The sequence below is a fragment of the Micromonospora sp. WMMD956 genome (assembly GCF_029626125.1).
GTDB classification, from domain to species: domain Bacteria; phylum Actinomycetota; class Actinomycetes; order Mycobacteriales; family Micromonosporaceae; genus Micromonospora; species Micromonospora carbonacea.
Genome location: NZ_JARUBI010000005.1, coordinates 3,515,162 through 3,529,072 on the forward strand (window position 1 = coordinate 3,515,162; position 13,911 = coordinate 3,529,072).

Genomic DNA, 13,911 nt, shown 5'->3' on the forward strand with positions numbered 1-13,911 from the left:
TGACCGGAGCCTGCAAAGGCTCCGCGCCCTGGTCGTGGCGACACGATGCCAGGGTCGTCCGCTTGGCCTGGCGTTGTCTTGTCTCCATGCTGATCTATAGCCTCGAAGCAGTGGGGCATGAGGGCCGGCGGGTGAGGACGGGTGATGTCGCTGATCGACGACATCATCGGTGACCTGAAGGCGATGGCCGCCGGTGTCGCCAGTACTGAGCAGCACGTGCGGGCGATGAACGACGCAGTGGAGCAGATCGCCGTCCGGGCCGCGGCCGCCGGCTTCACGGCGGTCGCGGCAGGGCTTACACCGGTGCGGGGCGTTCTCGGGCAGGTGCAGGCGCAGCTGACCTCGATAGGTGGTGTCCTCGGCGAGACGGCGCGTGTGGTCGCGGCGGTTCCGCAGCAGTCCTCCCCGCAAGAGGTCACCGCCGTGCTGGCGTCGGTGGCTGCGGCCCTCACGGTTGTCGACAACGGCATCGCCGCGTCGGCGGCGCAGATCGGGCAAGCGCAGCAGCACGTTGTGGGCGCCTTGCGGGGAGGTCAGCCCGGCCCGACGCTGGCGGGCCTGCAGAGAGTGAACGACCTTCTCCACGTCCTTCGAACCCGTGGGGAGGCCGCGCGTCACGCCGTCAACGCCGCACTGACGCAAGCCCACCACGTCGGTGTGCTCGCCGCCTCGGCTACAGGCGGCGATAACGCGTCCGCCGTCCAGCCCGCGCCCGTGTCACCCGTCCACCCCACGGGTCCGCCCCCTGGTCAGGGATCGGCATCTGATGGTGGGCAGAACACCTTCCCGGCACCAGTCGACCCCGCCTGGCGGCAGGTCGATCCTGGCGCACTACCCGACACCGTCCGTGCCACCGCTGGCTCTCTGCCTCCTCGGCCGGCGGGCAGCACCCGTCCCACCCAAGGATTCCTCGACGGAATGCCGGTCACGTCCGGAGGAGGCGACCGGTCCTTGGCCGCTGACCTCGTCCACGACCCGCTACGTGGACCCCCGGTCACCTTCTACGACCACGTCGAGTCAAAGGCCGCCGCGCACCTGCGCCGCGTTGGCGGCGGCGAGGCGGACCTTGCCATCGACAACACCGTCTGCGGCACCAACGACCGAGACCAGGCCTACCCCTGGACGTGTGACAAGATCCTGCCGGCCATCCTGCCCGCAGGAAGCCGCCTACGGGTGTGGGTCACCCGCGACGGCGGCACCACCTGGTGGCACCGTGTCTACACCGGCACCGGAGAAAGGATCAGCCGATGACCCCGCTGCTACGCGACTACCACGGGCACCCCTACGACCTGACCAGCCCGGACGAGGCGGGACGCCGCTTCGACGAACAGGTCACGGCGATCATGCCCCACGGAGAATGCGGGCAGACACTCACCATCGGCACCGCCAACGGGCCGGTGTTGCGCATCGACATCGACGTGGACGCCGACCGGGCCGCACTGCGGTGGCTCCCCGACGGCAGCCACGCCACCGGCCTCGATGCCGACAGGCCGATCACCGTGTACGAGTCGCCCGACACCGGCCTACGCGACATCCCCGCCGAGCTGGCCCGGGTAAACACCGCAACCGCCCGCAACGCCGTCATCGAGTACGTCACCTCAGGCCAACGACCCACCAGCGTGACCTGGGTCCACGAAGAGCTGCCCGCCACGTAGCGCGTGGTCCCAGCGTTGAGCTTCGCTGACGTCTGTATCGATGCTGTGCCTGCACGTCCCCGACGAGCACAGTATGGGTCAAGGGCGGGGCACCTAAGAGCGCTTCGTTGATCTGACGGATCCGCACGTCACGGGACTTGACCGCCGCAGCCGCTACCCCGCATGTTCTGCGCTGTCAGTGATGGCCTTGTCAGGCTTTGTGAGTGGGCTGTGAGGCTGGGAAGTGTTCGCCGGAGCTGACAGAGCCCGGTTTGGGGGTGTGAGCGCATCGTGGTCGGCGAGCTGGCCGGCAGTTGGCGGGCCGATGTGGATCACCTCAGCTTGCCTGGTCAGTTGCCGCAGCGAGTGTCCTCGCCCCCGCGCCGGGGTCTCATGGCTCTGCGGTCGCGGGCAGAAAGTGTCCGACCCGGTCGCCGTGTTTGTCGACATCACCTCTAGCTGTGGCGCTGGGCGGATGTGTGGTGTTCGGTCATGACGGTTGCCGGCTGTGGCTACCACGGTCGGGTCCCCACCCGGGCAGGATGGGTGGCAGGTCGGCCAGGGGGTTGCTGGGTCGTCTTGGCGCGGGGGATCCGTTGTCGCCGTCCCAGCGGCGGCCGTACTGGTCCGGTAGGTCGCCCCAGCCCTGGTACGGGGTGGGCTGGGTGGCCACGAGGCCGAGTTCGTCGAGTGGGTCGATGCGGTGGTCGGCGACGCTGCAGAGGTGGGTCCAGTCGTCGCCCATGTCGAACACGTAGGCGAACTGGTCGCCCGGTGCGAGTCGGCTCAGTGTGGTCCTGTCGCTGTCCATCGCGCCGTCCGGCATGTCTTCCCAGGTGCGGAAGGAGCAGACGGGGGTCTGGTCGGCGAGGGTGAACAGACGTAGGTGCGCGAGGTCCCAGCGGGCGAAGGCCAGGTCGATGGCGGCGCCCAGTTGCTCGAACGTGTGCGATCTGGCGGCGGCGAGGATCCGGCCCGGCCGGGGCCAGTAGTCCTCGCCCCGCCCGGAGACGAGTTCGACCCGGATCGACAACCACGTCCTGGCCACCGTTGACCTCCCGCTGCCGCTGGCCGACCACGCTACCGCCGTGTCACGGCCCGTACGCCAGGACACGCCTCGCACCGCTCGCACCCGGCGTGCCGCGCCGCCGGGTGCTGTCACCACGTCACCGCGAGTTTCTTCAGCAGGGAGATCGATCATGCGATCGCCACGACGAACCCGAACCGCTACGCCCGCCGCCGGTGAGGCGTCCCGCTGTGAGGAGCGGCAACCCTGGACCGTCGAGCGGATCCGCGCGCTGGGTCCGAGCACCGACCTCGCGACGGCCGCCGCGATCCTGGGCATGTCCCGGTCGGCCGCCTACAAGCTGGCGCGCCGCGACGCGTTCCCCACGCCGCTGTACCGGGTCGGTGCCCACTACCGGGTACCGACCGCGCCGATCCTGGCCATGCTGCACCTACCGCATCCGACCGACACCGGGCCCGGCGAACGGGCCGCTGACGACTGCGGTGACCCGCCCTGACCGCCTCACCGTGTCAGCCACGTCCCACGGTGCCCTTCGGCCTCGCCGGGGCCGGAGGGCGGCCCCGCCGGCCGCAGCGTCGACCCTGTCGGCGGCCGGTCCGTCGATGACTTGATCGTCGCGGCGTGTCACGCGTGGATGTCGATCGACAAACCGATGCCGCACCCCCAACCCGAGGAGCACCACACGCTATGCCAGACGGGAGCATCTTCAAGCGCTGCGGCTGCCGCCATCCCGATACCGGCAGGCCGCTGGGCAACGACTGCCCGAAGCTGCGTCGTCCCAACAAGGCCTGGAGCTTCGAGCACGGCCACTGGGCCTACCAGCTGGAACTGCCGGCCACCAGCGACGGCCGCCGTCGGCAGTTGCGCCGGTCCGGGCTGTCGACCCGCCGCGACGCCGCCGCCGAGCTGGACCACGCGCGGGCGCTGCTCGCCCTCGCCGTCGGGGACCGGCGCCGCCGCACCGAGATCGCCGACCTGCTGCAGACCTGCGTGCGCGCGGGCCGGCCGCTGCCCGAGGTGGACCGGATCCGGCAACGGCTGCGCGGTGACGGTTCGCTGGCCGACATGGTCACCGTCGGCGAGTACCTCACCGAGTGGCTCACCCACCTCACCGTCGATGACAACACCGCGGTCGGCTACGAGTCGCTCACCCGGGTGCACCTGATCCCGCACCTCGGGGAGATCCCGCTGGACCGGCTGCGCACCGGCCACATCAGGGCCATGTTCGCCGCGATCGAACGCCGCAACCAGGAGATCCTTGCGGCGAAGTCCAGCGCGGACCCTGACGTGCGCGCCTCGGTCGTGGGTGTGCGGCCCACCGGCGCGTCGACCCGGCAGCGTATCCGCGCCTGCCTGCGCAAGGCCATCAACGACGCCCTCGCCGAGGAGGTGATCGTCGGTTCCAACCCCGCCGCGCTGGTCAAGGTCCCCGCCGACCGGCCTGTGCCGATCGTGTGGGAGGCCGAACGCGTACACCGGTGGAAGGACACCGGGAAGGTTCCCGGACCGGTCATGGTGTGGACCGACGAACAGGTCGTCGCGTTCCTCGACCACGCCCGCGAGCACATGCCCGACCTGTACCCGATGTGGCACCTCATGGCCTACCGGGGCCCCCGCCGTGGGGAGGCGTGTGGGCTGCTCGACGCCGAGGTCCGCCTCGACAGGCGCGAGATGACGATCAACCACCAGATCGCCAGCCACGGCTACACGCCGGTACGCAAGAAGCCCAAGAGCAGGGCGGGCAACCGCGACCTCGCCCTCGACGCCGAAACGGTCAGGGTCCTCGCCGCCTACCGGGCCCGCCGCGCCCAGTGGCGCCTCGCCGCCGGCGAGGCGTGGCCCGACACCGGCCTGTTCTTCGTCCGCCCCGACGGCCGGCCGTGGCATCCCAGCGGGGTCACCCAACGCTTCCGCAGGCTCGTCCGCCAGGCCGGGTTCCCACCGATCCGCCTGCACGACCTGAGGCACAGCGCGGCCACCATCGCCCTCGACGCCGGAGTGGACATCAAGGTTGTCTCCGAACAACTCGGCCACTCCACCACCACCCTCACCCGCGACACCTACCAGAGCGTCACCAGGAAGATGCGCCACGACGCCGCCGACGCCGTCGCCGAGAAGATCCAACAGAACCGGCCCAGAACCGCGTAGCCGTCCGTTATCGGAGCCGACAAACTGCCGGCGTCGCCGGACTGGCCGTGGGAATCTGACCCTCGGCGGCGAGGCGACCTTCGAGCGACTGCGTCTGGGCGACAGTTCTTTCCGTGCCCTAGGACTGCGTAGTTCTCCGTGTTGGCCTGGGTGTGGTCCGTTGGACAGGGCGTTGATCCTGTGGTCCATCATCCTCGCCGTGGAGGGGCTGGTGGTGCGCCTGCTCGGCTGATCGTTGCCAACGGCCCTCTCGCCTGGATCGAGGTGCTGTTGGTGATCCTCATCGTCGCCGCGAGCTGTCTATGGCAAGAGATGGCCCGGTGAGAGCACCGCTCCTACCGCTGCAGACCCGCCCGGACGGCGTCGGCAGGAAGTCCTTGCGGCGGGTCGCGTCGACGGGCCGGCACCGCCGACGGCAAGCTGCTGCAGCGTCCTCCCATCACCGCTCTCACCTTCCAGGCCACGGGTTCCAGGGATCCGTCAGATCTCCACTGTCGAGGTCCTGCACGACGGCGACCTGTCCGTGCCAACCGGGCTGATGACTCCTCAGCATCCCTGTTCATGATCGGGTGCTCGGTACATCTCCGGGTAGGGACGTGAAACGGTGCGGGTGGGTAGTGCATGGTCCGGGTGGGCGCGCCGGTCCCAGTCCATGGTTGACCATGGGAATGCCAGGTCTGTGAGGGCGTCGATCTCGGTGGGTTTGAGCGGGGCCGGGTCTAGGGCCTCCTCGTGCCGGGCGAATACCCGGTCCACGTATCGGTGCCCGGTGTCGGCGCCGATGACGAGGTGCTCGCGTTCGGGGTGACGCTGTGCCTCCCACGCTGCTGCCAGGAAGGCCGCTCCGGTGGACAGGCCAGCGAAGACGGCGTGTGTCCGCATCAGGTCGACCGTGCCGGCCATGGCGTAGTGGAACGTCAGCCAGTGCAACCGGTCGTAGAGGTCGGGGCGGACGTTGTCGAAGGGGATGGCGCTGCCGATGCCGGCGATGATGGCCTCGGGGTCCTGGAAGCGCTCGCTGCCGAAGCTGACGCTGCCGAACGGCTGGACTCCGACGAGTTTGGTCGACGGGTCGTGCTGGCGTAGCGGCTGGATCAGGCCGGCGCTCGACGCGCCGGTGCCGACGCTGGCCACTACCGTCAGGGGCCTTCCGGCAAGCGCGATGCGTACGAGGCCGGCCAGTTCTGCGTATCCCAGGTAGTGGTTGGGGTCGTGGTACTGGCGCATCCAGTGCATCTCGGGGTGGTCGTGCAGCAGTTGGCGTACCCGCGCGACCCTGCGGTCCTGATCGAGGCGCAGATCGGATTCGGCTGGCATCTGGTCCACTGTCGCGCCGAGGATTTCCAACTGCGACCGGATCGTCGGTGTCACGGTGGTCGAGGCGACGATGTGGCAGCGGAGGTCGTAGCGGTGGCAGACCATCGCCAGGGCCAGGGCGTAGATGCCGCTCGAACTGTCGACGACGGTGTCTCCCGGCCGCACGGTGCCGTCGGCGAGCAGGGCCCGGACGGCGCCGAGGGCGGCGTAGATCTTCAGCGTCTCGAACCGGACGAGCATGGTGTTGTCCGACAGGCGGATGAGGCGTGGCGTCCTGAGGGCGTCGGTGACATGGCTGTGGACGGTCGTGACGGCTTCGGGCGGGACCGTGAATGGCATGGGTGGTCGTCCCTCGTGTTGTGCCGCTGGTGGGGGCGGCGGAGCGCGGGCATCCAAGGCCAGTCATCTAGGTCGATGTCTAGCGCTTCGTTCAGGTCGCGTCCACGGCCGTGCCGGTTCCGGTGCACAGGGAATCTTCGCGAATGACGAATTGACCGATCTCGGGGGAACCAGGGGCATTGTGCCGCCGACTACTTCAGCGGTGGCCGACGAATCGCCGCCGAGCCGTCTGGTCAGCGTCCGCCCAGGAGAGCCCGTGTCACGACTACGCCTGCTCGCCCCCCTCGTAGCGTCGATCATGTTGGTCAGTGCGTGCACCGTCGACGCCGGTGCCGACGACGCCAGCTCCACGGTGCTGCGCATCGGCCTGAGCGGGGAGTCCGGCGCGCTGGATCCGCACGCGTTTACCGGCAACTTCCTGCTGCTCGACGCGATCTACGAGCCGCTGGTCACCTACGCGGAGGGCGGCAAGCTGGAGCCGGGGCTCGCGCAGTCGTGGACCGTCGCCGAGGGCGGCAAGCAGGTCACGTTCGACCTGCGCGACGGGGTCGCCTTCAGCGACGGGACGCCACTGGACTCCGCCGCCGTGAAGTGGAACTTCGACCGGTGGATCGGCAACAAGAAGTTCACGTTCTTCCGCGCCTCGCAGATCATCTCGGCCGTGGACACCCCGGACGCGGACACCGTGCGGCTGACGCTGTCCGAGCCGTACGAGCCGCTGCTGCAGGAGATGTCGATCGTGCGGCCGGTGCGGCTGCTCAGCCCGAAGTCCGCGACCGCGAGCGGCGAGTTCCACAACCCGGTCGGCACCGGGCCCTGGAAGGTGGAATCTCAGTCAGCCACCGGTGTCACACTGGCCCGCAACGACGCCTACTGGGGGGCGAAGCCGAAGCTGGAGAAGCTCGAGTTCAAGGTCATCCCCGACTCGCAGGCCCGCATCGACGCGCTCGGCAACGGCGAGCTCGATCTCATCGGCGGCTCGTACCTGGCCCCGATCACGCCGGTGGAGGCCCGGTCGCTGGCCGACCGCGCCGACGTCGCACTGCTCACCGGCGCGCCGGACGTTTCGATCATCCTCGGGTTCAACGCGAAGGGCCCGGCCGGTGACCGTGCCGTCCGCGAGGCGGTCCGGCAGGCGGTCGACACCGCCGCCCTGGCGAAGGCGCTGCTGCTGGGCTACGGCGAGCCGGCCCGGCGGGTGTTCCCGCCGGGCGTCCCCGACTCCGGCACCGACCTGCCGGTCGTCGTCGACCAGGACGCCGCCCGCCGCACGCTCGACGCGGCCGGCTACACGCCCAGCGGCGACGCCCGCGTCAAGGACGGCAAGAAGCTCTCTCTCAAGATGCTCATCCCCGCCGCCCCGGCCGAGGGGCAGCTCGACCCGCGCGCCATGGCCGCCGCGATCGCCGCGTCCCTCAATGAGGTCGGTATCACGGTCGAGATCGCCCCGGTCGACTCCGCCACCTACTACGACGAGCGGGCCGAGGGCGCGTACGACATCACGTTCTTCGAGGGGCTCGGCGCGCCGTACGACCCGTCCGGGTCGATCGTCTCGCTGTTCACCTCCGGTGCCCGGGCCCCGCTGTGGGCGACCCCGGCCACCGAGGACCTGGTCGACAAGGCGCTCTACGCCACCGCCCCGGCCACCCGCAGCGCGGCATACCAGGCGCTCTACGATGCGGTGGCCGCCGACGCGGGCTTCGTGCCGCTGGTCTACCGGCCGCGCCTGTGGGCCGCCCGGGACGCCGTCAAGGGCTTCGCGGTGCCGCCCACCGACGTCGACCTGGAGCTGACCGGAGTCACCGTCGAGTGAGGGTCCCCGATCGCCTGGTCGCCGCCGGTGGATACGTCACACGCTGGGCCGCCGACACCGTCGGGGTGCTGCTGGCCATGTCGGTCGGCACGTTCGCCCTGGTGCTGCTCGCCCGTGGCGACCCGGCGGCGGTGCTCGCGGCGACCCGGGCCGGACGACCGGCCACGCCCGAGCAGATCGAGGCGGTCCGCGTCGAGCTCGGCCTCGACGATCCCGCCCCGGTGCGGTACCTGAGGTGGCTCGCCCATGCCAGCACCGGCGACTTCGGGCTGTCGCTGAGGACGAACACGCCCGTGGGACCCGAGGTCGCCGACCGGCTGGGGGTCACGTTCGGGCTGGTCGCCGGCTCCGCGACGGTGGCGCTCGTGGTCGGGGTGGCGGTCGGCGTCGCCGGGGCGGTGCTGGGGCGTGGCGCGCTGCGCGGTGGCCTGCGGGTCGGCGCGCTGTTGGTCACGTCGGTGCCGGCGTTCTGGCTGAGCTACCTGTTGGTGTTGTTCCTGGCGCTGCGTCTGCACCTGGTGCCGACGTCGGGGATGGCGGGCCCGCGGACGTGGATCATGCCGATGGCGGTGCTCGGCCTGCCGGCGGCCGGAGTGCTCAGCCGGGTCGTCGCGGTCACGCTGCGCGAGGCGTTGGACCGGCCGTACGTGCGCGCGGCGCAGGCGCGGGGGAGCAGCCCGCTGTCGATCGTGCTCCGGGACGGCCTGCCCAACGCGGCGGGGCCGATCCTGTCGGTGGCGGGGTTCGGCATCGGCAGCCTCCTGGTGGCCACCGTCGTGGTGGAGAAGATCTTCGGCTGGCCCGGCCTCGGGGCCTACTTCGTGCAGGCGGCCGGGGCGCGGGACGTACCGGCGCTGCAGGCCGCCGTGCTCGTCATGGGCGGGGGGTTCATCCTGGCCAACCGGTGCGCCGACGTCCTGCACGGCCTCATCGACCCGCGCGCCCGCCGGAGCTCGTCGTGAACCGCGGCAGGGTGCGGACGACGCTGGTCGCGGTGCCGCTGGTCGTGTTCGCGGTGGCGGGACTGCTGGCGCCGCTGATCGCCCCGGCGGACCCCACCGCCAACGACCTCGCGGCCGGTCTGGCGTCGCCGTCTGCCGAGCACCTTCTCGGCACCGACCAGCTCGGCCGCGACCAGCTCAGCCGGCTGCTCTACGGCGCGCAGATCTCCCTGGCGATCACGGCGGCGGTGCTGGCTATCTCCCTGACCGCCGGTGCGGTCGTCGGCACCGTGGCCGGCTACGCGGGCGGTTGGGTCGACCGCGTGGTCTCCCGGGTGATCGACGTGGTCGTGTCACTGCCGGGGATGCTGGTGGCGCTCGCGGTGATCGGGGTGCGCGGCCCGGGCGTGGACAACCTGATCCTCGCGCTCGCGCTGTGGTCGTGGGCGCCGTACGCCCGGATCGCGCGGGCTCGCGTCGCCGGCATGCGCGGCAGCCCGCACCTGGACGCCCTGCGCCTGCTCGGCGCCGGTCACGGCCGGATCATCGGCCGGCACCTGCTGCCGTTGGCGCTGGGGCCCTGCCTGGTCTACGCCAGTACGGACGTCGGCACCGTCGTGCTCGCCGTCGCCACGCTGAGCTTTCTCGGCCTCGGGGTCGCCCCGCCGTACGCGGAGTGGGGCCAGATGCTCATCGAGGGGCGGCCGTTCCTGGCCTCCGCGTGGTGGCTGGCCTACCCGCCCGGTGTCGCGATCACGGCCGTGGTGTTCGCCAGCAACCTGCTCGGCGAACGGCTCGCGGCCGGTGCGGAACGACCGTCGATCATCCGTCTGGTCCGCCCGGGACGGATCCGCCGCGCCACCCGGTCGGCCGCGTCCCCCGATCCGGGCACCGTGCTGCGGGTGCGGGACCTGTCCGTCACGTACCCCGACGGCAGCGCTTCCCGGCGCATCGTCGCCGGCATGTCCTACGAGGTGCGGCGCGGGCAGGTGCTCGCGTTCGTCGGCGAGACCGGCAGCGGCAAGACCACGGCCGCGCTCGCGCCGTTCGGGCTGCTCGACCCGAGCGCGACGGTGACCGGCTCCGCACTGCTGGGTACCCACGAGCTGATCGGTCTCCCCCCGGGCGAGCGGCGCCGGATCAACGGCCGCAGGGTCGGCGTGGTCTTCCAGGACAGCGGCGCGTTCCTCAACCCGTTGCGGACCATCGGTGCGCACGTCGACGAGGCCGTCCGCAACGCCGGCCGGGGCGGACGGCGGGCCGCGACCCGCCGGGTCAGCGGGGAGCTGCTGCGGCTGGCCGGCCTGCCGGATCCGGTGGCGGTCGCCCGTCAGTTCCCGCACCAGCTGTCCGGCGGCATGCGTCAGCGGGCGCAGATCGCCATCGCGCTCGCCGGTGAGCCGGAGCTGCTGGTCGCCGACGAGCCGACGTCCGCCCTCGACGCGACGGTGCAGGCGCAGCTGCTCGACCTGCTGGCGCGGCTGCGCGACGAGCTGGGCATGGCGATGATCATCGTCAGTCACGACCTGGTGGTGGTGTCGCGGGTCGCCGACACCGTGGCCGTCGTGTACGGCGGCCGGATCGTGGAATCGGGCCCGGCCGCCAACGTGATCGACAAGCCGGACCATCCCTACACGCGCGGGCTGCTGGACGCCGTGCCGCGTCCCAGGACGGCGCCGGGCACCCGGTTCCGCACCATGCCGGGCCTCGCCGGAGGCGGCCCGGACGACCTCGCCGGCTGCGGCTTCGCGCCCCGGTGCTCATCACGCCAGGACAGCTGCGAGCACGAGCCCCCGGCCCTGCAACCGCTGCTTCCGGCGACCGCGCACCGGTCGGCGTGCCTGCACCCGCCGACCAGGGAGGACTCGTGCTAGCAGTCGATCGGGTGACCGCCGGCTACGGTGCCACCCGGACGGTCGTCGAGGACGTCACGTTGCGGGTGGCGGCCGGTGAGATCGTCGGGCTGGTCGGCGAGTCCGGCTGCGGCAAGACGACACTGGCGCGGGTCGTCACCGGCCTGCACCGCCCCCGCACTGGGACGGTGCACCTCGCGGGCGTCGACGTGCACGCGTTGCGGGGCCGGGCGTTGCGGGCACACCGTCGTCAGATCCAGATGGTGTTCCAGGATCCCTTCCTGACGCTCAGCCCGCGGCACACGATCCGGCAGGCGATCGCCGAGCCGCTGCAGATCCACCGGATCGGTGACACCCGGTCCCGGTCCGCGCGGGTTGACGAGCTGCTGGACCTCGTCGGGCTCGACCCCGCGCTGGGCGACCGCCGCCCCGCGCGACTCTCCGGAGGGCAGCAGCAGCGGGTGGCGATCGCCCGCGCGTTGGCGTTGCGACCGCGGCTGCTGATCTGCGACGAGCCGGTCACCGCGCTCGACGTGTCGGTGCAGGCGAAGGTTCTCAACCTGCTCTGCGACCTGCGGGACCAGCTTGAGTTCGGTTGCCTGTTCATCACCCACGACCTCGCGGTCGTCGCGCAGCTCGCCGACCGGATCGCGGTCATGAGGGGCGGTCGGATCGTCGAGCATGGCCCGACCGACCAGGTCACCGACCAGCCCGCCCACCCCTACACGCAGACCCTGCTCGCCCTCGGCATCAACGATGGATGTCGATCCATGGGAACCCTTCGCCCCACCCGCCCGACCTATCCATCGTGACCATCGCGTGCATCGAGATGCTCTCCTTCGGCCTCGCCCACCTCGCCAGGGCCGCCCACTCCTGCGGTGAGCGGCTGGCGCTGCTGACCGGCGTCGAGCCGCTCTACCTCCACGAGCTGGCCACGCTGCCGCCCGGCACCATCGACGTCATCCCGGTCGACACGCACGACCGCCAGGCGGTCGGCAAGGCCCTGCGCGCGATCGGCGACCTGCGGGGGCTGATCAGCTCGACGGACACCTGGGGAGTGACCGGCGCCGAACTCGCCGCCGAGCTCGGCCTGCCCGGCATCGACCCGGCGACGATCCGGCTGGTCCGCGACAAGGCCCGCGTCCGCGACCTGCTGCACCGCAGGAACCTGAGCCGGGTCGTGCCCTTCCCGGTGGACGACGCGGCCACGGTGAGCCTCGACCGGCTCGCGTCGGCGGTCGGGCTGCCCGCCGTGGTCAAGGACACCGCCGGCACCAGCAGCGCGAACGTGTGGCTCGTCCGCGACGCCGACGACCTCGCCCGCCTCCGCGGCGAGGCCACGGACGCGGCGCTGTTCGGGAGCCTGTTCGCCGAGCCGTTCCTACCCGGGCCCGTCTACAGCGCCGAGACCGTGACCTGGGCCGGGCAGACCAGGCTGCTGGGACTGTCGAGCCGGCTCATGTCGGCCCAGCCGTGGTTCCGGGAGGACGTGACGGCGTTCCCCGTGGCGCTGCCACCCGACGAGCTCCGCGAGATCGAGGCGTGGGCCGGCGCGGTGCTGGCGGCCCTCGGCTACACCGACCGGTTCGCGCACATCGAGATCGCCATGACCACCGACGGTCCGCAGCTGATCGAGGTGAACCCCCGCATCGGCGGCGCGCTGGTCGGCGAGGCGATGTGCCGCGCGCTCGGGGTCAACGTCTACGCCGGCCTCGTCGACCTCGCGCTCGGCCGTCGCCCCCGCCTGCTCGACGCGGCCCTGCCCGGCGGTCCGGCGGTGGCGTTCGTCCTGGCCTACCCGCAGCGGGCCGGTGAGCTCGTCGCCGTGCAGGGGATCGATGACCTGCACCGCTATCCGGGTCGGCCGCGCTGGTATCCGACCAAGGCCATCGGCACCCGCATCGCGCACGTCGCCGACGGGCGTGGCTACGCCGGCATCGTGCTCGCCGAAGGACCGACGGCGGAGATCGCCACCCACCGTGCCGTCGCCGCGGCGGGCGCGGTCCACGTCCGCACCCGCCAGTCGTGCTAGCCGCGTCGGCCGCGGACGATCAGCCGCCGGGCGTGGTTGTCGAACGGCTCCCCGTCGAAGCCGCCGAAGCAGTCGACGTCGGTGAAGCCCGCCTCGCGGAGCATCCCCTTGAGCTCGGCGGCGCTGTAGAGCGCGTGCTCGACGACGGCCGTGCGCGCCTGACCGTCCCGGACCAGGAGGAAGTCGTCCCGGAACCGGGTCCAGCCGGCGAGGACCGTGCCGCGCACGACGAGCGTGCCACCATCGACGTCGACGATCTTCGGGGCGAGGCCGTCGCGGGCCGCGATCTCCTTGCCGTACAGGTCGATGAGCGCCCGACCGCCGGGCTTGAGGCTGGCCAGGACGTTGCGCAGCACCCGCATGTTCTGGTCGTGGTCGGCGAACAACCCGAACGACGTGTACATGCTGATCGCGAGGTCGTACCGGTCCGGCTCGACGAACTCACGCATGTCGGCCCGGACGAGCCGGATGCCGACACCCGCGGCGGACGCGGCCGTCACGGCCCGGTCGAGCAGCGCCGCGCTGAGGTCCACGCCGGTGACCGCCGCGCCCCGGCGGGCCAGCGGAATCGTGTACGTCCCCGGCCCGCACCCCAGATCCAGCACGGCGGCCCCGGCCGGCACGCGCAGCAGCGGAGACATCGACACCCGCGCCTCGGCCTCGGCGGCACGCTCGGCGGAGAACATCACCTCCCCGAACCCGGTCCACAACGTCTCGTCCTCGAACCACTCCATCACCACTCCATCCGCCACCGTTGATGTCCGCCGCGTCTGATAGTCGTCGCCGGGCCTGCTCTGGTTCCGGCAA

Annotated in this window: 12 protein-coding genes; 9 read left to right on the forward strand and 3 right to left on the reverse strand. The window is 71.5% G+C overall.

Annotation, left to right across the window (positions count from 1 at the left end; all coding sequences use genetic code 11):
* Positions 1-144: 144 nt before the first annotated feature.
* Both O7628_RS16165 and O7628_RS16170 read left to right on the forward strand, forming a co-directional pair.
* Positions 145-1,251 carry a DUF6244 family protein gene (locus O7628_RS16165; protein WP_278131601.1) on the forward strand — a complete coding sequence of 369 codons (1,107 nt, stop codon included), beginning with the start codon at positions 145-147 and terminating at the stop codon, positions 1,249-1,251.
* Positions 1,248-1,655 (forward strand): Imm1 family immunity protein, encoded by a 408-nt coding sequence (locus O7628_RS16170; protein ID WP_278131602.1) that lies wholly within the window; start codon positions 1,248-1,250, stop codon positions 1,653-1,655. Before O7628_RS16165 ends, O7628_RS16170 begins: the two co-directional genes overlap by 4 nt.
* Positions 1,656-2,124: 469 nt before the next feature.
* Here O7628_RS16170 and O7628_RS16175 read toward each other — a convergent pair whose 3' ends face one another.
* The gene (locus O7628_RS16175; RefSeq protein WP_278131604.1) at positions 2,125-2,682 is read right to left on the reverse strand and encodes a hypothetical protein; all 558 of its coding nucleotides are present in this window, start codon (positions 2,680-2,682) and stop codon (positions 2,125-2,127) included.
* 151 nt (positions 2,683-2,833) lie between these two features.
* On the opposite strand from O7628_RS16175, the gene O7628_RS16180 reads away from it, so the two are divergent.
* Together O7628_RS16180 and O7628_RS16185 are read left to right on the forward strand one after the other, a co-directional pair.
* Positions 2,834-3,157, forward strand: coding sequence for a helix-turn-helix domain-containing protein (locus tag O7628_RS16180; protein WP_278131607.1), 324 nt, complete (start codon positions 2,834-2,836; stop codon positions 3,155-3,157).
* A gap of 191 nt (positions 3,158-3,348) precedes the next feature.
* Entirely contained in the window at positions 3,349-4,809 is a 1,461-nt protein-coding gene (locus tag O7628_RS16185) for a site-specific integrase (RefSeq protein WP_278131609.1), read from the forward strand.
* 546 nt (positions 4,810-5,355) lie between these two features.
* On the opposite strand, the gene O7628_RS16190 is transcribed toward O7628_RS16185, so the two are convergent.
* Positions 5,356-6,465, reverse strand: a complete 1,110-nt coding sequence (locus O7628_RS16190; RefSeq protein ID WP_229406605.1) for a pyridoxal-phosphate dependent enzyme — start codon at positions 6,463-6,465, stop codon at positions 5,356-5,358.
* A gap of 298 nt (positions 6,466-6,763) precedes the next feature.
* On the opposite strand from O7628_RS16190, the gene O7628_RS16195 reads away from it, so the two are divergent.
* Genes O7628_RS16195 through O7628_RS16215 form a run of 5 tightly spaced genes read left to right on the forward strand, consistent with a single transcriptional unit; the run spans position 6,764 to position 13,104 of the window.
* Complete coding sequence (locus tag O7628_RS16195; protein ID WP_043961692.1) at positions 6,764-8,278, forward strand: ABC transporter substrate-binding protein; 1,515 nt, start codon at positions 6,764-6,766, stop codon at positions 8,276-8,278.
* On the forward strand, positions 8,275-9,240 hold the full coding sequence (locus O7628_RS16200) for an ABC transporter permease (protein WP_052503623.1): 966 nt from the start codon (positions 8,275-8,277) through the stop codon (positions 9,238-9,240). The genes O7628_RS16195 and O7628_RS16200 overlap by 4 nt, the downstream gene beginning before the upstream one ends.
* Positions 9,237-11,093, forward strand: coding sequence for a dipeptide/oligopeptide/nickel ABC transporter permease/ATP-binding protein (locus tag O7628_RS16205; protein WP_052503624.1), 1,857 nt, complete (start codon positions 9,237-9,239; stop codon positions 11,091-11,093). The genes O7628_RS16200 and O7628_RS16205 overlap by 4 nt, the downstream gene beginning before the upstream one ends.
* The gene (locus O7628_RS16210) at positions 11,087-11,884 is read left to right on the forward strand and encodes an ATP-binding cassette domain-containing protein (RefSeq protein WP_229406606.1); all 798 of its coding nucleotides are present in this window, start codon (positions 11,087-11,089) and stop codon (positions 11,882-11,884) included. The genes O7628_RS16205 and O7628_RS16210 overlap by 7 nt, the downstream gene beginning before the upstream one ends.
* Entirely contained in the window at positions 11,881-13,104 is a 1,224-nt protein-coding gene (locus O7628_RS16215; RefSeq protein ID WP_278131616.1) for an ATP-grasp domain-containing protein, read from the forward strand. The genes O7628_RS16210 and O7628_RS16215 overlap by 4 nt, the downstream gene beginning before the upstream one ends.
* On the opposite strand, the gene O7628_RS16220 is transcribed toward O7628_RS16215, so the two are convergent.
* Positions 13,101-13,838, reverse strand: coding sequence for a class I SAM-dependent methyltransferase (locus tag O7628_RS16220; protein WP_043963881.1), 738 nt, complete (start codon positions 13,836-13,838; stop codon positions 13,101-13,103). The two genes, O7628_RS16215 and O7628_RS16220, sit on opposite strands and share 4 nt — an antisense overlap.
* Positions 13,839-13,911 lie beyond the last annotated feature (73 nt).